Below are 18,341 nucleotides of genomic sequence, written 5' to 3'. Positions count from 1 at the left end.
GGAGCCAACCATTTCGCGACTAAACGAGCAGGACGGCGGCTGCACGCGGATCAGTCGCCGGCCGGACAACTGAATCCAGTCACCGCAAAACAGTGACGACCGGAGATTAGCTACAGGATATTTCGGGTACAAGCGGGCAAATTATTCTAGGAATCGTCCTGCAAACCCCCGTCGTTCGGGCTGGCGAAACGACAAAAGTGGTGTAGGAAGCATCTGATTTTTGCGAAGGGCGTTGCCTAAGATATCGCGATCACAAGGGCCTGATTGATGGCCACCTGCCGCCATCGACCTTAGCGCTTATTCAGTCCTCGCGCCAGCCTGTCTGAATGACCGCATGGGTGCGCAAACCTGAATGCTACTGGTAGTTCTTACAGTATCGGGATGGAGAAAACTGGTTCAGTCTCGGCGTATAGACATCAGGGACTCGCGTAGCCGTGAATACCCGCCATGACACCGCCACTCCGACCTTGTCGGTCATTGACCCGCGCGCACTGGTGGTTCGCAGCGTTGCCTATTGCCGACACCCGGATAAAGCCGACATCGAATCGCGCATCACCCGGCAGATCTTTGATGAGGCGGGGCGTCAGGTAGCGTCGTGGGATCCGCGTTTGTACGGCGTTGCGCCCAAGCCGAATCTGGCCACACTCTACGCATTGAGCGGTCAAGACTTACTCGCAGACAGCGTCGACGCCGGTTGGCAGGTGCGGCTGTTGAATGAAGCGGGCTCGATGTGTTCTGGCTGGGATGCGCGGGGCAGTAAGAGTCACCGCCAATACGATGATCTGCAGCGACCGCTAGCCCTCACCGAGCAGGCGCACGACGGGCAGCCTCGCGTGGTCGAGCGCTGGACCTATGCAAAAGCCACCGATGATCACGCACAGCACAACCAGTGCGGTCGACCGATCCGCCACGACGACCCGGCCGGCAATCGGCACTTCGATCACTACGGCCTCGGCGGTGCAGTGGTGGTGGAGTCGCGACGCTTTTTGATCGAGCTCGAGACGCCTGACTGGCCGCTCGAACCCGACCGGCGGGATGACTATCTCGAGGAAACAACCTACGTCACCCGGCAGACTTTCACTCCAACCGGCGAGTTGCAGCATCACACCGACGCGGTAGGCAACCTTCGGACCCAGCATTACAACATCGCCGGGCAAGCTTGCGCGACCTGGCTGTTGCAGGCCGGCGAGGGCAGGCAGCCGAAGTGCCTGGTCAGCGCGATTCGCTACAACGCGCAGGGTCAGATCGAAAGCGAAACGGCCGGCAATGGCGTCATCGCCCGCGCCGAATACAGTCGCGATGACGGTCGGTTGCTGAGACTGCTCGCCAGTGTCGGCACGCACCCTCCATTGCAGGATCTGAATTACGTCTACGATCCGGTGGGCAACATCATCAGCCTGGAAGATAAAACCCAAGCCGTGTCCTGGCTCAACAATCAGCGCATCGATCCGGTCAGTCGGTATCGCTACGACAGCCTTTATCAACTGGTCGAGGCCAGCGGCTGGGAAGTCAGCCAGCCCAGTCATGGCCCGGCCTTGCCGGAGCTGCTGCCAACGCCGCTCGATCCCAATCAACGGCGCAACTACACGCAGAAATTCGACTACGACGCAGCGGGCAACCTGATCACTCGCCACCACAGCGGTGCGCCGGGTTTTTCGATGTACACCTCCCATCGCAACAACCGAAGCCTGATGCAGCGCGACGATGGTTCCTTGCCCGGGGAAGCGGAGATAGCGCTGGGATTTGATGCGGCGGGTAATCAGCTTGAGCTGCAGCGCGGACAGGCCATGACGTGGAACGTGCGCAATGAGTTGAGCCGGGTTGTGTTGCTGAAACGTCCGAATGAAAGCGATGACTACGAATGTTATGGCTACGACGAGCCGGGGCATCGGTTGCGTAAAACGACTGTCAGCCAAGCGTCCGGTCAGACGCTGACGGTAGAAGTTCGTTATCTGCCGGGGCTTGAGATTCATCGCGAAGTCGATGGTGTCGAGCGACATGTCTTCAGTGTCGACACCGGGCGCAATCAGGTACGACTGCTGCACTGGCCAAGCGGGGTGGAAAGCGACCAACTGCGTTACAGCCTCAATGATCATCTTGGTTCCAGCGCGCTGGAATTGGATGATGGTGCGGGGATTTTGACTCAGGAGCACTATTACCCGTTTGGTGGCACGGCGTGCTGGGCGGGTAAAAATGCATTGGCGGTGAAAAACAAAACGATTCGCTACTCAGGCAAAGAGCGGGATGCGACCGGTCTTTACTATTATGGATATCGTTATTACGCGCCGTGGTTACAACGCTGGACAAGTCCCGATCCTGGCCGAGATATCGATGGAATCAATCTTTACGCAATGCTAGGAAATAGTCCGCTGATTTTCGTTGATGAACAGGGGACGGTCAGAGGTTTGAGTAGCGTTTTGAGCGGCGAAAGTGACGCGGAGCATGCGCGCAGGGCCCATTTCAAATTGCATTTGCTCCCCAGCATCATGGCTAGAAAGGACACGGATAAGAGTTCTGCCATTGGCAAAATTAAAAAGCTGGCGCGCATCCAGAGCGATGTGGCTGCGGATGAATTGCTGGAAGCCGCTGTTGATGTCATATCCAGGGCGAAACTGACTTTCAATATCAATCCGGAAAGCATCCCTGATCTAGAAGGTGATGGCCTCATGAATATGTGGCATCAAGGGGTTAAACCAGGTTTTGCAACGGAGATCCGGGATGGTTTCGAAATGGGCATGTTTGACTATGCTCATTCCCCTTCCAGAATAATAAAAGAGTATGGCTCGCTAGATCATCCGAAATTCAATGGGGATTTCAGGCCTTTTTATGGGGCTTTGAAACTCTCTTCCGGTCTGGCCAGCGCGGGTGGCGCTTCAGCCTATGGGGCTGCTGCCTTCCATCTGAAGGATGAGTCACGTAAATATATGACGTTGACCGGAGTCGACAGCTTTGATCTGAAGCCTTCAATCAATAATCTGGCTTCATTTGGAAATCTGTATCCAGTGTTTCACCAAATGCAATCCAAAACGTGGCAAGTATTGACAAGGATTATGTCGGGTGTCGAAACGGGTCTGGCTTCGCCTGATGAGTATGTGGAGTGGCAATCTCATAACAGCGTGAAGTGGAAAGACATGACGAGTCTGATTTTTCAGACAAGAGAAAACATGGAAAACACGCTTGATCAGGGAAATACCCGGGCTTTTCTGAAAAAAAATTCGATTACTCCAGGTTATGTCGGGTGAACACTCACAGTAGCGCCACCAGTTCGCATCCGATGGTGGGCGCTGGCGTCCCAGCCATCGGAAGCAAAGAGTCTGCTTCACCGCTTGTTCAACCCCCGCGCCAACCGATCCCCACCCAACTGAATCACCGCCACCAACGCCACCAGCAAGACAATCACCGTCAACATGATCTGGCTGTCGAAGCGCTGATAGCCGTAGCGGTAAGCTATATCCCCCAGCCCACCAGCACCAATTGCCCCAGCCATGGCCGACGAATTGATCATCGTCACCAGGGTGATGGTGAAACCGCCGACAATCCCCGGCAGCGCCTCGGGCAGCAGCACATGCCAGACGATATGCCAGCGCCGGCAACCCATGGCCTGCGCGGCTTCGATCAGGCCATGATCGACCTCGCGCAGACTCACTTCGGCGATCCGCGCGAAGAAGGGCGTTGCGGCGATTGTCAGCGGTACCACAGCGGCCCACACGCCATAGGTGGTGCCGACGATCAGGCGGGTGAACGGAATCAGCGCAACCATCAGAATCAGGAACGGGATCGAGCGGAACAGATTGACGAAGGCGCCCAGCGCACGGTTCAACAGCGGCGCCTCATAGATCCCGCCCTTGTCACTGGTGACCAGAATCACCGCCATGGGAATCCCCACCAGCAGCGCGATCAGCGACGACACGCCGACCATCAGGAAAGTGTCGATAAAACCCTGCAGCAAGCGATCAAACCACATAGCCCAATACCTCCACTCGTTGCGCCCATTGCCCGGCGCGTTCGCGCAATTGCCCGGCGCTGAACGCCGAGCCGCTGACGGCCAGTAAAAGCTGCCCCAGCGCATGACCCTGAATCCTTTCCACGCCGCCCTGAAGCAGCTTCACTTGGCCACCCAACGCCGCAAACAACGCGGCCAGATCCGGCTCATCAGCGGCACTGCCGGTGAACTGCAAACGCAACACCACCGCTGCATCAGAAGCCGTGGATTGCGCCTGCAATCGGCTTTGCAGTTCTTCCGGCAAGGCGTGTTGCAGCGGCGCGAGCAAGGTCTGGCTGACCTCGTGTTGCGGATTGCCAAACACTTGCCACACCGGCCCTTGCTCGACCGCATGGCCATGCTCAAGCACGACGACGCGATCGCAGATGTCGCGGATCACTGCCATTTCGTGAGTGATCAGCACAATGGTCAGGCCGAGGCGTTTGTTGATCTCGCGCAACAGGCCGAGGATCGACTGCGTGGTCTCCGGATCGAGTGCCGATGTCGCTTCATCGCAGAGCAGAATGTCCGGGTCATGCACCAGCGCGCGGGCGATGCCGACACGCTGCTTCTGCCCGCCGGAGAGTTGTGCCGGGTAGGCCTTGTGCTTGCTTTGCAGGCCGACCAGTTCGAGCAGTTCGCGCACCTTGTTGTCGCGCTGTTCCTTCGGCACGCCGGCGACTTTCAGTGGCAACTCGACGTTCTGCCAGACGGTCTTGGCCGACATCAGATTGAAGTGCTGGAAGATCATGCCGATACGCCGGCGCAGAGCGACGAGGCGGTCTTCATCGAACTCGCCGATATCGACCTGATCGATCAGCACCCGCCCCGACGTTGGCTGTTCCAGGCGATTGATCGTGCGGATCAGCGACGACTTGCCGGCGCCGCTGCGGCCGATGATGCCGAACACTTCACCACGCTGAATCGCCAGGTCGATGCCCTGCAAGGCCGCGACCGGACCTTGCCGGCCGTCGTAGGTTTTGCCCACGCCAATAAAGCGTACGTGGGCGCGATTCAACTCGGGGTGCAGCTCGGTTTTTTCAGCATTGTGTGGCTCTGGAAGCTCCAGTCGCCGTTGGATCGCTGCGGTCATGTTCAGCTTTCCCAGCCGGCCTGATAGAGCTTGCCGTGGGCCTTGTCCAGTGCCGCGCGAACGGCCGGCGAATGCTGATAGATGTCGACGAACTTGATCAGGCGCGGGTCGGTTTTGCTCTCCGGCTGGATGACGAACTGGATCACGTATTCCTTGTGATCGAGACCGTCGAACAGCAGCGCCGAGCCGGCATCGAAGGTCTTCGCCAAGCGGATATAGGCTGGATAACCCTGGACCAGGTCGGCGTCGTCGTACGCGCGCACCAGTTGCACGGCTTCGACCTGAAGAATCCTGATCTTCTTCGGATTGGCGACGATGTCGTCTTCGGTGGCTTTGTAGCCGACGCCCGGTTTCAGGCTGATCAACCCGGCCTTGGCGAGCAATTGCAAACCGCGTCCGCTGTTGATCGGGTCGTTGGCGATGGCGACGCTGGCGCCTTCGGGCAGCTCATCGAAGCTTTTGTATCGCTTCGAATACAGACCGACGTTGTTAATGATCCCAGGAGCGAATGGCACCAGATCGAAACCGGACGCGGCTTTGGCGTTTTCCAGGAACGGAATGTGCTGGAAGTAATTCACATCGATGTCGCCAGCGGCGAGGCTGACGTTGGGCGCGATCCAGTCGGTGAATTCCACCAGTTCGACTTTCAGGCCTTGTTTGGAGGCTTCCTCGACGGCGGCTTCCAGCGGAATCGCAAACGCGGCGGTGGTGCCGATTTTCAGCGGCGCATCCGCAGCAAACACCGCCGAGCTGAACAGGCCGAAGGCCAGGGCCAGTGCTTTGACTGGGTGGGACAGGGTTTTTTTGGTCATGATGAGTTTTCCAGTCAGTGCATAAGATTTGTGGTGCCTGTTGTGGCCTCATCGCTGGCAAGCCAGCTCCCACAGGTTTTGTGTGCGCCGCAGACCCTTGTGGGAGCTGGCTTGCCAGCGATGCTTTTAGCGTCGGTACGAAGAGCCGGCATGTTGCTCAGGCAACTGCGCCTCACCGTGAAACAACTTCTCGCGTAAGGTCCCGCCCTCATACGCAGTCTTGTACGAGCCGCGCCGCTGCAGCTCGGGAATCACCAGTTCGATGAAATCGACATAGCTTTCCGGGGTGACGATGCGGGTCAGGTTGAAGCCGTCCAGACCGGTTTCGGCGATCCACGATTCCAGTTCATCCGCCACTTGCTCGGGCGAGCCGACCACGGTGATGTAACGACCACCGAGGGCGTGCTGGTCGAGCAATTTGCGCCGGGTCCAGTCGTTGTTTTGCAGGTTTTTCGTCGCCGACTGAATCGCGTTGCTCTTCACGTACTGGATCGGTTCGTCGATTTCGTACTGGGCAAAGTCGATGCCGGTGGAGGCGGAAAAATGCGCCACGCCGGCCTCGGCACTGGCGTAACTCAGGTACTCGGCATGCTTGGCCCACGCCGCTTCTTCGGTGGCGCCGACGATCACATTGAGGCCCATGAACACCTTGATGTCTTGAGGATTGCGCCCGGCTTCGACCGCGCTGGCACGGACCTTGTCGACCTGCACTTTGGTCGATGGTTTGTTCTGGCCGCTGATGAATACGCACTCGGCATGACGCCCGGCGAAGAGCAAGCCGCGATCGGAGCTGCCGGCTTGGAACAATACCGGCGTGCGCTGCGGTGACGGCTCGCAGAGGTGATAACCCTCGACCTGATAGAACTCGCCCTTGTGCTCGACCTTGTGCACTTTTTCCGGATTGGCGTAGATACGCTCCTCGCGGTCGTTGAGCACCGCGCCGTTCTCCCAACTGCCTTCCCAGAGCTTGTACAACACCTGCAGATACTCTTCGGCCTGGTCGTAGCGGCGGTCATGTTCGACCTGTTCGCGCAGGCCCATGGCTTTGGCGGCGCTGTCCAGATAACCGGTGACGATGTTCCAGCCGACCCGGCCGCGACTCAAATGATCGAGCGTCGACATGCGTCGGGCGAACAGATATGGCGGCTCGTAAGTGAGATTGGCGGTCAGGCCGAAGCCGAGGTTTCTGGTGACGGCTGCCATCGCTGAAACCAGTAGCAGCGGATCGTTGACCGGCAACTGGATCGACTCTTTCAGCGTGACGTCCACCGAGTTCTGGTAGACGTCGTAGACGCCGACGATGTCAGCGATGAACAAACCATCGAACAATCCACGCTCAAGCAACTGCGCCAGTTCGGTCCAGTATTCGATCGTGTTGTAGCGGGTCGAAGTGTCGCGCGGATGCGTCCACAGGCCGTGATTGATATGGCCGATGCAGTTCATGTTGAACGCGTTGAGCAGAATTTTCTTTTTCGCAGCGCTCATCAGATCGTCCCTCGCAGCGGAGGGTTTTCGTCGTTGAGGTAATAATTGCCAACTGCGTGATATTTCCAGCGCACTGGGTCATGCAGGGTATGCACTCGGGCGTTGCGCCAGTGGCGGTCGAGGCCGTGTTCGCTGAGGGTCGCCTGGCTGCCAGCCAGTTCGAACAGGGTGCTGCCAGCGGCGAGGGAAATTTCCGTGCTGATCGCCCGCGCTTCGGCAACCGCGATCGATGCGGCGGCGACGGTTTCGGCGTTGGTTTCGGCTTGCGCGGCATCGAGGATTTCGCCGGCACGTTCGAGCAAGGCTTCGGTGGCGTGCAACCGAATGCTCAAGTGGCCGAAGCTCTTCAATGTGAGTGGATCTTCGGTGGCCTTGTCGTTGCCGGAATCGATCCACGGACGGGTCTTGCTGCGCACAAAATGCAAGGCATCTTCGAAAGCGGCGCGGGCAATGCCGGTGTCGATGGCGGCGTGGAGAATCTGCGCCAGCGGGCCGACCGTGGTCGGGCGCTCGAAAGCGCTCTGAAACGGCAGCACGTCTTCGGCCGCTATATAGACATCTTCGAACACTACCGATCCGCTGCCGGTGGTGCGCTGGCCGAAGCCGCTCCAGTCGTCGATCACCGTCAGGCCCTTGCTCTCGCGCGGGACGAAGGCCAGTTGCTGTACGCCGTTTTCATCGACCACCGACGTCGGAATGCGCTGCGCGTAAATCGCCCCGGTCGAGTAGAACTTGCGACCGTTGATGCGATAACCAGCGCCGTCGCGTTTGAGACGGGTGACACGGTCGTGAGCGGTTTTGGTGCCCAGTTCCGCCAGCGCATTGCCGAAGCGTTGACCGGCGAGGACCTCGGCGTACAGACGTTGTTTCTGTTCATCGCTGCCATTCACGCGCAGCACTTCCAGTGCGTAGAAATGGTTCTGCGGAATTTGCCCGAGTGAACCGTCGGCCTGCGCAATCAGGGCGATGACTTTGGCCTGGGTGACGTTGGATACGCCCGCGCCGCCATATTCTTTTGGCACGCTGATGCCCCACAGGCCGGAGCGGGAAAACACTTCGAGCTCGGCCAATGGCAGGCGGCGTTCGCGGTCGCGGATCGCGCTGTCGCGTTTGAAATCTTCGGCCAGGTCGCTGGCGACGATCAGGGCTTGCTCATCGCTGGTGATGAGCGCGACGTGATGGGAAAGCGTCATAGGTGGTTCTCCAGATGACTGGTCGTCTCAGATCCAGGAATGGCGAGCCGGCAAAGTGCCGTTCAGGCGATAGGCGCCGACTGCGTGATATTTCCAGCGCACCGGGTCGTGCAGGGTGTGCACGCGGGCGTTGCGCCAGTGGCGGTCGAGGTTGAATTCGGCGAGGGTCGCGCGGCTGCCGGCCAGTTCGAAGAGCTTTTCGCTGGCCAGCAGCGAGATCTCGGTGGTCAGTACTTTTGCTTCAGCCACGGCGATCGAAGCGCGAGCAGCGGACTCAGCAGTGAGTGGCGCCGCGTGAACCTGATCAAGCACTTGTCCGGCCTTGCGCAGCAACGCTTCGGCGGCGTGCAGTTCGATTTTCAGTTTGCCGATATCGGCGATCACGTAGAGGTCATCGCTGGCGCGCTCGACCTTGGCGTCGATCCATGGCCGCGCGCGGCTTTTGACGAAGTCGATGGCGTCGTCGATAGCACCGCGTGCGATGCCGGCGTCGATGGCCGCTTGAATCAGCTGCGACACTGCCCCTTGGGTGTTCGGCTTGTCGTTGATCTTCCAGTTGTCGATGACCAGGCTCGACTCGACGCGCACGTTGTTCAGCAGGATCGTGCCGCTGGCGGTGGTGCGCTGGCCGAAACCCGACCAGTCATCGACGATGCGCAAACCTGGCGTGCCGCGACGGACGAAGGCCAGCACTTGCTTGCCGTCATCGTTGAGCGCTTTCACCGCGACCCAGTGGGCGAACAGGGCGCCGGTGGAGTAGAACTTCTGGCCGTTGATCACGTAGTCGTCGCCATCTGCACTGATTCGCGCCTTCAGTTCCAAGGTGTTTTTCGTGCCGCGTTCCGGGCCGGCATTGCCGATGCGCCAACCTTCCAGAACACTCTGGAACAGCTGCTTTTTCTGCGCTTGGGTAGCGGTGCCGAGCACCAGATGGATGATGCCGAACTGGTTTTGCGGAATCTGTCCGAGCGCCGGGTCGGCGGCAGAAATGATCGCGAATACTTCAGCCAATGTGACGAAGGAAACCTGCGGGCCACCGTATTCGCGCGGGATGGCAATGCTGCCCAGACCGCTGCGGGTGAACTGTTCAATTTCCGACCATGGCAGCTTGCGCTGACGGTCGCGTTTGGCCGCCTGCACGCGGGCGGCCTGCGCCAGCTCGTGGGCGGCCTTGATGGCTTGAGCGTCGTTGCGCAGTACTTGCGCGGGCAATAACAGTGGGGCGATGTCCAGATCGGACTGCAGATTCGCATCTGCCAGACTGGACATCAGTGCCGCTCCCTGGCTGCACGCAATGCCCTGGCGATCTGCACTGGGGTGATTGTGTTCCGGACCATACCTACCTCACATCTCATGAAAAACGCCGCGGAGTGCGACGATTGAAAGAATGTCCGGTGGTCCGGTGCATATACCCTAAGCGTGTATAAAAATTAAATGAACTAACTTTTAGGAATATGCATAGAAGGGTGAATGTTCGGCTTGGTTAACGAGGTTCAGGTGAGAGATAACTGACCTCCCACCTTGAGCAGGTCTCACTTGGTACGTGATTCAGCGGCCTTGAATTCGGGCTTCAACGGGACTTTCACGTACGGATTCACGCAACCGATTTTCAGTGTGCGCGGCGGTGCCCAGCGCGAGTTGTTACCGACCCGGTCGAGGATGCAGTAGGTCACGTCCAGCCGCAGGTCTTCGCCCGCTTCGACAATGACCGCCGGTGGCACCCAGACCTGAATCGGCAGCCCGACGTCGGCCGCAGTGAGCGCCGCCAGATCCATGCGCACATCACCCCAGCGCAATGTGATGGCGTCGTCTTCGGCCATGTTCAGATAAGGCTCGATAGTCAGCGGCACGCCGCGTTTGATCTGGCTGGGGTTGACGCCCTGGCGGCGAATCGCTTCGGGGATGATCACCGGTGCCAGTTGCTGGTTTTCATCTTCGCAGTGCGCAGCGGGCTGGCCACCCGGGCAATCGAGTTTGACCTGTATCCGCGTCGTTGCCGAAAGCGCGGGGCCCTGGCCGACCTGCATCACGCGGTAGTGAATGCGCGCGGTGCCATTGGCAATGAAACTCTCCGGCACCCGCAGGCTCACTGACTCGCCCACATCGGCCGCGCTGAGGACTTTTGACGCGACATAGCATTTGTCCCAGAACAGTTCGATCAGATCGCCAACGTCCATGTCGCAGTAGGGCGGCACGTCGATGAGCAGGTGGGCTGCTGTTGCCAGGTTAATGCCGGTTTTTTGTGCGCATGCCAGCGTTGGCGCTGCAAGTTCGGGTGTGTGCGAAGTGCGGGTCATCGGTTTCTCTCCTTGAAGTCTTGCAGCGAAATCCGTTTCTGGAAAACAAAAAAGGCGCGAATCAACTGGCAATAAAAGCGACAAGTATTTGCTCGGTATTAGTGCGAGTTGTTTGAACTAAGGGGCGCCGGTTGCCGACTAGATAAAAGTCTGCGGAGAGGGGTGTCAATAGAGGGGATTAGTTAATGCGTAAATTACAAGTTAATCAGAAAGCTCCTACGTCATCGAGGCAATAAGCCTAGGCGTAAGCGCGAAATCAGCTACAGATAAACAGCGGTTTCGCGGCGTTTTGTGCGGGTTCGTTCACCGGCAAACGTGTGGAAATATGACGAATCGAGGATGTGCGTCATCGTTGCGCAATGTTTATCTGCGCGCACAAGTAATAAATGTTTAGAAGAATGAAATGCCGGGGGAGGGATAACTTCCGTCCGTGGAAGTTGAGGGCTGTGGCAGAGAAAGTTCTCAGGCGTGATTCAGAAACTTGCTGAGAAACTGTTTGGTGCGTTCTTCTTTCGGGTTGGCAAACAGTGCCTTGGCTTCACCTTGTTCAACAATTACGCCCTTGTCGAAAAACACCACGCGATTGGCCACGTCACGGGCAAAACCCATTTCATGGGTGACAATCACCATGGTGCGATTTTCTTCGGCAAGACCGCGAATGGTCGCCAGCACTTCGCCGACCAGTTCCGGGTCGAGGGCGGAGGTCGGTTCGTCGAACAGAATGACTTCCGGCTCCATCGCCAGCGCCCGGGCAATTGCCACGCGCTGTTGCTGGCCACCGGAAAGCCGGCGCGGATACGCGTCCTCCTTGCCGGCAAGCCCCACTTTGGTCAGCAGCTTTTTACCCAGAGCAACTGCCTGGTCGCGCGGCATCTTCTTGACCACGATCGGGCCTTCGATGACGTTTTCCAAAGCGGTGCGATGGGGGAACAGGTTGAAGTTCTGGAACACGAAGCCGACGTGCTGGCGCAGGTTGCGCACCAGACTTTGCTGCTGGTTCAGCGGGCGGCTGGTATCGATTTCGATATCGCCGACCTTGATCCGGCCGCTGGTGGGCTCTTCGAGGAAATTCAGGCAGCGCAGGAACGTCGTTTTCCCCGAACCACTGGGGCCGATGATCGCGACGACTTCGCCTTCCTTTACCTCAAGGTCGATGCCGTTGAGCACGACCTGACCCTTGAATTGCTTGGTCAGTTTTTCCACGACAATCATCGCGTCAGGACTCCTGGTCGTGCCGATTGACCCGCTCTTCCAACTTGTTCTGCAAGTGCGAAAGCACCGTGGCCAGAATCCAGTAGATCAGCGCGGCGGCAAGATACATGGTGAAGACTTCAAAAGTCCGGGCGGTAATCAGCTGCGCCTGACGGAACAGCTCCGGCACCTGAATGGTCGCGGCCAGCGCCGTGTCCTTGACCAGCGAAATGAAGCTGTTGCCCAGCGGCGGCAATGCCGTGCGCATCGCTTGCGGCAGGATGGCCCGGCGCAGGGTCTGCGCGCGGGTCATGCCGATACTCGCAGCAGCCTCCCACTGACCGCGTTCGATCGAACCGATCGCGGCACGAAGGATTTCACAGGCGTAGGCGGCCATGTTCAGCGAGAAACCGATCAGCGCTGCTGGCAGCGGATCAAGCTCCATGCCCAGTTGCGGCAAGCCGTAATAGATCACGAACAGCTGCACCAGCAACGGCGTGCCGCGAAAGAACGACACGTAGATGCGGGCCAGCCAGCTGACCGATTTGAAGCGCGACAGGCGCATCAGCGCGAGGCCGAAGCCCAGCAGCAGACCGAAGAACATCCCGCCGAGGCTGAGGACTACCGTGTAGTACGCGCCCTTCAACAGAAAGGGCGCGGAATCCAGCGCGAGTTGGAAAGCCTCTTCCATTATTTAGTGACGTCTGCGTTGAAGTATTTCTTCGACAGTTTCTCAAGAGTGCCGTCAGCACGCAGTTCGTCGAGCGCCTTGTTCACCGCAGCCAGCAGTTCAGGCTCGCCTTTGCGCAGGGCGATACCGGATTCCTGACGCGAGAAGGCCTCACCGGCAGCTACGGTTTTCGGGGCTTTCTTGGCGTATTCGAGGGCAGCCAGACGGTCGATCAGGATGGCATCGGTACGACCGTTGTTGAGGTCGGCGAATTTGGTCGGATCATCATCGTAGGTGCGCACGTCAGCACCCGGCACGTTGGCGCGGACCCACTGCTCGTAGTTGGTACCCAGGCCGACACCGACTTTCTTGCCGGACAGGTCAGCGGCAGTCTTGATGTTCAGCGCCGACTCTTTGCTTTTCAGCACGAGGGCCTGAATGCCAGAGACGGTATACGGTTCGGAGAAGTCGTACTTCTTCTTGCGCTCGTCGGAAATGGTCACTTGGTTGACCACCAGATCCAGACGCTTGGATTCCAGTGCGGCGAGGATGCCGTCCCATTTGGTCGGCTGAATCTTGGCCTTGACGCCGAGCTTTTGCGCCAGCGCTTCGGACAGCTCCACTTCAAAACCCGACAGCTTGCCGTTCTCGTCGACATAGCTGAACGGGGGGTAAGTGCCTTCCAGGCCGACGTTCAGAACGCCCTTGTCCTTGATCTGTTGCAACTGCTCACCGGCCACTGCCTGACCGATCAGGCCGGCGCTGAGCGCAAGGCCCAGCGAACCGACCAGCAGAGTGCGACGTAGTGCGGAAAAATTCATGACAAGCCCCTGTGTTTTCTTATGGAAGACGCTTAAGGAATGTAGGCAAATTGGTGATCTGGACGACAGCGCTATCCTGCCTTAAAGCAGCTTAAGCGTCTCGCCCGAAATTCGCCTGCGGCGAGACTATAAGATGTGATCGTTAGACTTGAAAATACTTAATATCAATTTTGATATTCACTTTCTGCATAAGATCATTCCCACGCTCTGCGTGGGGAACAATCACCATCTCTTGATCTGCTCTTACAGAAAATCCTTGTAGGCAAACAACGCCGGCGCGCCCCCGGTGTGCAGGAAGATGATCGGGCCGTCATCGAATCGCTGCCGGCCAATCCCGTCTAACAGGCCGGCCATGGCCTTGCCGGTGTACACCGGGTCAAGCAACAGACCTTCCTGAGCCGCCAACAGTTTCACCGCCGCCAAAGTACCGGCATTCGGCTCGCCGTAACGCGGGCCGAAATATTCGTCCCACAGCTTGACCTTGAAACTGGCCGGCAACTCGATGCCCAGCAGCTCAGCGGTGCATTCGGCCAAACCCTGAACCTTCGGGCGCTGATCTTCTTCACTGCGCGAAACGGTCACGCCGATCACCGGCAGTTGCGGCAGCACCTCACTCAGCGCCAGTCCGAGACCACTGTGAGTACCGGCACTGCCTGAAGCCAGCACCACAGCGGCGAAATCGAGGCCGCTGTCCTTGATCTGCTCAGCCAGTTCCAGCCCGGCGCGCACATAACCCAGAGCACCAAGGGCGTTGGAGCCGCCGATCGGCACCAGATACGGCTTCTTGCCGTTGCTGCGCAGGCGCACGGCCAGGGCGGCCAGTTGTTCGTCGGCATTATCGAGGTTGTCGACCAGCTCGACTTTGGTGTCGAACAGATCCAGCAGCAAGCGGTTGCCGTTGCCGGTGTAATTTCCATCATCAGTGCCGAGCGGGTTTTCCAGCAGCGCCACACAACCGAGGCCGAGTTTCGCGGCCAGCGCGGCGGTCTGGCGCACGTGGTTCGATTGCAACGCACCGGCCGTGATCAGCGTGTCAGCACCTTGCGCGAGCGCGTCGGCGGCCAGGTATTCGAGTTTGCGCAGCTTGTTGCCGCCCATCGCCAGCGGCGTCAGGTCATCGCGCTTGATGTACACCTCGCGACCAAGCCAGGTGGACAGGCGTTCGAGTTTTTCCAGCGGAGTAGGGTGGCTCAGCAGTTCGAGACGGGGGAAGCGTTGCAGCTGTTGTTTGATCATGGGTCCGTACTGGCGCAGAAGAATGAAAGGACTATAGGCACGCGTTTTTGCCCGGGCAACCGCCAATCGCTTATAGCCAAATGGACTGGGGCCAGCACTATCGGTTCTTAATTCGTCGGCAAAGGCATGCCGTAAAGTAGGCGCCGTTGACGCGGCCAGACAGTCCGGCCGCCCGTGAGGAGTCTTTACCGTGAGCGAGCGTTCCAGCCATTGGCAATTGCAGACCATCGTCAGCCAGCTGCGCAGCGCGCGGGATCAGTGGCGCGCACAGAATGGTCGCGCTTCAGGGGAGCAGGGTGGGCGCGAGTTGCCGTCGCGTGCGGCGATGGCGGAGATCCTCGAGGCGCTGTGTGGCGCGCTGTTCCCGATGCGTCTGGGGCCGGTCGATCTGCGTGAAGAAAGTGAAGACTTCTACGTCGGCCACACACTTGATGTAGCGCTGAATGCTTTGCTGGCGCAGACACGACTGGAGCTGCGTTACGTTGCCCGCCACAGTGCGCAGGACGACAGTGAAGTAGAGACCCGCGCCATTCAGATTGTGCAGGATTTCGCCTTGGCCTTGCCGGGCCTGCGCACGCTGCTCGACACCGATGTGCTTGCGGCTTATCACGGCGACCCGGCGGCACGCAGCGTTGACGAAGTGCTGCTGTGCTATCCGGGCATTCTTGCGGTGATTCACCATCGACTGGCGCACCATCTGTATCGCGCCGGGCTGCCGTTGCTGGCGCGGATCAGCGCGGAGATCGCGCACTCGGCGACCGGCATCGATATCCACCCGGGCGCGCAGATCGGCCGCAGTTTCTTTATCGATCACGGCACAGGCGTAGTGATTGGCGAAACCGCGATCATTGGCGAGCGGGTGCGCATTTATCAGGCGGTGACTTTGGGTGCCAAGCGCTTTCCGGCGGATGAGGACGGCCAGTTGCAGAAGGGCCACCCGCGCCACCCGATCGTTGAGGATGACGTTGTGATTTATGCCGGGGCGACGATTCTCGGACGGATCACCATCGGCAAGGGCTCGACCATTGGCGGCAACGTCTGGCTGACGCGCAGTGTGCCGGCGGGGGCGAATCTGACGCAGGCAAATCTGCAGCATGATGACGGGACGCAGAAGTAGGCCGTGGAATCCTTTTCCCCTCACCCCAGCCCTCTCCCGGAGGGAGAGGGGGCCGACCGAGGTGTTTTGCGTCATACATCGACCTTAAATACCGGGTCGATTATGGATTCGGCACGGTTTCCTCAGGTTGGCGCACATTCTGAACATCCCCCAATCAGTCCCCTCTCCCTCTGGGAGAGGGTTAGGGTGAGGGGCTTTTGATTCTTGCTTGGCGCAGTGAACGAATCTCACAAAACCCGCGTCATAAACCTCCTCGGGCGCTGTAGGAAACCTACCGCCCAGCCCTGCGATTAGTCCTTACCACCCCATTCATGTTTAACTTGAACGTTCATTCAAGTTAAACCGGTGGTTCGCTGCCCGCTCACAACAGGAGGCTTGCCTTTGCTGAGTCCGATCATTTCAGCCACGTTTCAACCCTTCGAGGTGCACCTTTCATGAGTGCATCGTCTACCCCCGCCAGCGGTCTGGTGCGCATGAATCCGCCGGTGTTCTACTTCGCCGCGACGGTCATTCTGCTGTTTGGTCTTGTCGTCATCGCCATCCCCGAGCAGGCCGGCGCCTGGTTGCTGGAAGCGCAAAACTGGGCGGCCAACACGGTCGGCTGGTACTACATGCTCGCGATGACCCTGTATCTGATCTTCGTGGTGGTCACCGCCTTATCCGGCTACGGCAAGATAAAACTCGGTGCCGACCACGACGAACCCGAATTCAGTTACCTGTCCTGGGCCGGCATGCTGTTCGCCGCCGGGATCAGCATCACGCTGTTTTTCTTCTGCGTCTCCGAACCGCTGACCCACATGCTCCAGCCACCGCAAGGCGACGCGGGCACGGCGGATGCGGCACGCCAGGCGATGCAGATCCTGTTCCTGCATTGGGGCCTTCATGGCTGGGGCGTGTTTGCCTTCGTCGGCATGGCACTGGCCTATTTCGCCTATCGGCACAACCTGCCGCTGGCCCTGCGTTCGGCGCTGTATCCGCTGATCGGCAAACGCATCAACGGCCCGATCGGCTATGCGGTGGACGGCTTCGGCATCATCGCCACGGTGTTCGGTCTTGGTGCCGACATGGGCTTCGGCGTGCTGCATCTGAACTCCGGGCTGGACTACCTGTTCGGCATCGCCCACACGCAGTGGATTCAGGTCGGCCTGATCACACTGATGATGGGTGCGGCGATCATTGTGGCCGTCTCCGGCGTCGACAAAGGCGTACGGGTGATGTCGGACATCAACATGCTGCTGGCCTGCGGACTGCTGCTGTTCGTATTGTTTGCCGGGCCGACTCAGCACCTGCTCAACACCCTGATCCAGAACGTCGGCGATTACCTCGGCGCGCTGCCGATGAAGAGTTTCGACCTCTACGCCTACGACAAACCGAGCGACTGGCTGGGCGGCTGGACCGTGTTCTACTGGGCTTGGTGGATCGCATGGTCGCCGTTCGTGGGCCTGTTCATCGCGCGGATTTCCCGTGGCCGCACCATCCGTGAATTCGTCTTCGGCGTGCTGTTGATTCCGCTCGGTTTCACCTTGGCGTGGATGTCGATCTTCGGCAACAGCGCCCTGGATCAAGTGCTCAATCACGGCATGAGTGCGCTGGGCATGTCGGCCATCGACAATCCGTCGATGAGCATTTATCTGCTGCTGGAAACCTATCCGTGGAGCAAGACTGTCATCGCCGTGACGGTGTTCATCAGCTTCGTGTTCTTCGTGACGTCTGCGGATTCCGGCACCGTGGTGCTCTCCACCCTGTCGGCGAAAGGCGGCAACCCGGATGAAGACGGGCCGAAATGGCTGCGGGTCTTCTGGGGTGCGATGACCGCGCTGATCACCAGCGCACTGCTGTTTTCCGGCAGCATCGACGCGTTGAAGTCGGCGGTGGTGCTGACCTCATTGCCGTTCTCGTTGATTCTGCTGCTGATGATGTGGGGCCTGCACAAGGCGTTCTATCTGGAGTCGCAGAAGCAGATCGCGCAGTTGCATTCGCTGGCGCCGGTCTCCGGTTCGCGGCGTGGCACCGGTGGCTGGCGTCAGCGCCTGAGTCAGGCCGTGCACTTCCCGTCCCGCGACGAGGTGTACCGCTTCATGGAAAGCACCGTCCGCCCGGCGATCGAAGAAGTGACCGCCGTGTTCGTCGAAAAAGGCCTGCACGTGGTTACCCAGCCGGATCCGGCGCATGACAACGTCAGCCTGGAAATCGGCCATGGCGAGCAGCATCCGTTCATCTATCAGGTGCAGATGCGCGGCTACTTCACGCCATCGTTCGCGCGTGGCGGCATGGGTTCCAAGCAACTCAACAATCGCCGCTACTACCGCGCCGAAGTGCACTTGAGCGAGGGCAGTCAGGACTACGATCTGGTCGGCTACACCAAAGAGCAGATCATCAACGACATCCTCGACCAGTACGAACGGCACATGCAGTTCCTGCATCTGGTGCGTTGACCGACGGCT

At 59.1% G+C, this 18,341-nt stretch carries 14 protein-coding genes; 3 read left to right on the top strand and 11 right to left on the bottom strand.

Annotated features, from left to right (window positions below; all coding sequences use genetic code 11):
- Window positions 1-434: 434 nt before the first annotated feature.
- Window positions 435-3,242: an RHS repeat domain-containing protein gene (locus AB4N48_RS23300; protein ID WP_460094383.1), complete on the top strand. Its 2,808-nt coding sequence runs from the start codon at window positions 435-437 to the stop codon at window positions 3,240-3,242.
- Window positions 3,243-3,319: 77 nt separating this feature from the next.
- Here the strand turns inward: AB4N48_RS23300 and AB4N48_RS23295 are convergent, their stop codons facing one another.
- The 11 genes from AB4N48_RS23295 to AB4N48_RS23245 form a co-directional block, all read right to left on the bottom strand.
- Window positions 3,320-3,964, bottom strand: coding sequence for a methionine ABC transporter permease (locus AB4N48_RS23295; RefSeq protein WP_039756400.1), 645 nt, complete (start codon window positions 3,962-3,964; stop codon window positions 3,320-3,322).
- Window positions 3,954-5,075, bottom strand: coding sequence for a methionine ABC transporter ATP-binding protein (locus AB4N48_RS23290; protein ID WP_236168237.1), 1,122 nt, complete (start codon window positions 5,073-5,075; stop codon window positions 3,954-3,956). Before AB4N48_RS23290 ends, AB4N48_RS23295 begins: the two co-directional genes overlap by 11 nt.
- A gap of 2 nt (window positions 5,076-5,077) precedes the next feature.
- Window positions 5,078-5,887: a MetQ/NlpA family ABC transporter substrate-binding protein gene (locus AB4N48_RS23285; protein ID WP_460094382.1), complete on the bottom strand. Its 810-nt coding sequence runs from the start codon at window positions 5,885-5,887 to the stop codon at window positions 5,078-5,080.
- A 126-nt stretch (window positions 5,888-6,013) separates the two neighbouring features.
- On the bottom strand, window positions 6,014-7,372 hold the full coding sequence (locus AB4N48_RS23280) for an LLM class flavin-dependent oxidoreductase (RefSeq protein ID WP_236168235.1): 1,359 nt from the start codon (window positions 7,370-7,372) through the stop codon (window positions 6,014-6,016).
- Window positions 7,372-8,565, bottom strand: coding sequence for an SfnB family sulfur acquisition oxidoreductase (locus AB4N48_RS23275; RefSeq protein ID WP_460094381.1), 1,194 nt, complete (start codon window positions 8,563-8,565; stop codon window positions 7,372-7,374). The genes AB4N48_RS23280 and AB4N48_RS23275 overlap by 1 nt, the downstream gene beginning before the upstream one ends.
- Before the next feature lie 27 nt (window positions 8,566-8,592).
- The gene (locus AB4N48_RS23270) at window positions 8,593-9,834 is read right to left on the bottom strand and encodes an SfnB family sulfur acquisition oxidoreductase (protein WP_150637903.1); all 1,242 of its coding nucleotides are present in this window, start codon (window positions 9,832-9,834) and stop codon (window positions 8,593-8,595) included.
- A gap of 263 nt (window positions 9,835-10,097) precedes the next feature.
- Window positions 10,098-10,862: a hypothetical protein gene (locus tag AB4N48_RS23265; RefSeq protein WP_095181108.1), complete on the bottom strand. Its 765-nt coding sequence runs from the start codon at window positions 10,860-10,862 to the stop codon at window positions 10,098-10,100.
- A gap of 462 nt (window positions 10,863-11,324) precedes the next feature.
- A complete protein-coding gene (gene tcyN, locus AB4N48_RS23260; RefSeq protein ID WP_076565047.1) occupies window positions 11,325-12,074 on the bottom strand; it encodes an L-cystine ABC transporter ATP-binding protein TcyN in 750 nt (249 codons plus the stop codon).
- 4 nt (window positions 12,075-12,078) lie between these two features.
- Entirely contained in the window at window positions 12,079-12,744 is a 666-nt protein-coding gene (gene tcyL, locus AB4N48_RS23255) for a cystine ABC transporter permease (protein WP_016772200.1), read from the bottom strand.
- On the bottom strand, window positions 12,744-13,544 hold the full coding sequence (gene tcyJ / locus AB4N48_RS23250; RefSeq protein WP_016772199.1) for a cystine ABC transporter substrate-binding protein: 801 nt from the start codon (window positions 13,542-13,544) through the stop codon (window positions 12,744-12,746). The genes tcyL and tcyJ overlap by 1 nt, the downstream gene beginning before the upstream one ends.
- Window positions 13,545-13,787: 243 nt before the next feature.
- Entirely contained in the window at window positions 13,788-14,780 is a 993-nt protein-coding gene (locus AB4N48_RS23245; protein ID WP_256808594.1) for a D-cysteine desulfhydrase, read from the bottom strand.
- A gap of 190 nt (window positions 14,781-14,970) precedes the next feature.
- Between AB4N48_RS23245 and epsC the strand changes: the two genes are divergently transcribed.
- The gene (gene epsC, locus AB4N48_RS23240; protein WP_024011175.1) at window positions 14,971-15,897 is read left to right on the top strand and encodes a serine O-acetyltransferase EpsC; all 927 of its coding nucleotides are present in this window, start codon (window positions 14,971-14,973) and stop codon (window positions 15,895-15,897) included.
- Between the two features lie 473 nt (window positions 15,898-16,370).
- Window positions 16,371-18,332, top strand: coding sequence for a choline transporter BetT (gene betT, locus AB4N48_RS23235; protein ID WP_256808615.1), 1,962 nt, complete (start codon window positions 16,371-16,373; stop codon window positions 18,330-18,332).
- Window positions 18,333-18,341: the final 9 nt, after the last annotated feature.

It is taken from the genome of Pseudomonas sp. S2_C11 (assembly GCF_054668395.1).
The sequence above is the reverse complement of the archived record's forward strand: the minus strand, read 5'-3'. Positions and strand labels throughout refer to the sequence as shown.